Annotated in this window: 2 tRNA genes and 1 rRNA gene; all 3 read left to right on the top strand. The window is 48.3% G+C overall.

The features are described from left to right. A 16S ribosomal RNA gene (locus PL8927_RS27595) occupies nt 1-74 on the top strand; the annotation flags it as partial. A gap of 127 nt (nt 75-201) precedes the next feature. Then, nucleotides 202-275: transfer RNA gene (locus PL8927_RS27590), tRNA-Ile, on the top strand. A 13-nt stretch (nt 276-288) separates the two neighbouring features. Then, nucleotides 289-361: transfer RNA gene (locus PL8927_RS27585), tRNA-Ala, on the top strand. Nucleotides 362-632 lie beyond the last annotated feature (271 nt).

Raw genomic sequence — 632 nt, 5'->3', positions numbered from 1 at the left:
AGGCAGGGCTGATGACTGGGGTGAAGTCGTAACAAGGTAGCCGTACCGGAAGGTGTGGCTGGATCACCTCCTTTCAGGGAGACCTACTTCTGAGTCGAGTGCGAACATCCCAACAAAATATAGCACCCTTAGAAGTCATCCCAGGTCGGAGCTAGGAAAACCGGAAAAGAGACTTTCAAACGTAAACTAGGTTGGGTAAATGGGCTATTAGCTCAGGTGGTTAGAGCGCACCCCTGATAAGGGTGAGGTCCCTGGTTCAAGTCCAGGATGGCCCACCTAAAAAAATGTGGGGGTATAGCTCAGTTGGTAGAGCGCTGCCTTTGCAAGGCAGATGTCAGCGGTTCGAGTCCGCTTACCTCCACTATTACCCCAAGTTTAAGAACAAATCAGCACTACTATTTTCCCAGAAGAAAGAGTAAATGCTGGAAAAAGTTCCAGCCAGAACCTTGAAAACTGCATAGAAGAATCAGAAGGGATCAAAAATGAAACCAGAACCGGGAAGAAAAAACCCGGAAAAGTTCTGGTGTTCAGGAGTTCGCAAACGAACAGAGATTCTCCCAAAAGAGAATCAAGTGGTCAAGATAGAAAGGGCTGACGGTGGAAACCTTGGCACACAGAGGCGAAGAAGGACG

The organism is Planktothrix serta PCC 8927, from assembly GCF_900010725.2.
GTDB lineage: Bacteria > Cyanobacteriota > Cyanobacteriia > Cyanobacteriales > Microcoleaceae > Planktothrix > Planktothrix serta.
Note: the sequence above shows the minus strand (reverse complement) of the source record. Positions and strands in the feature narration are given on the sequence as shown.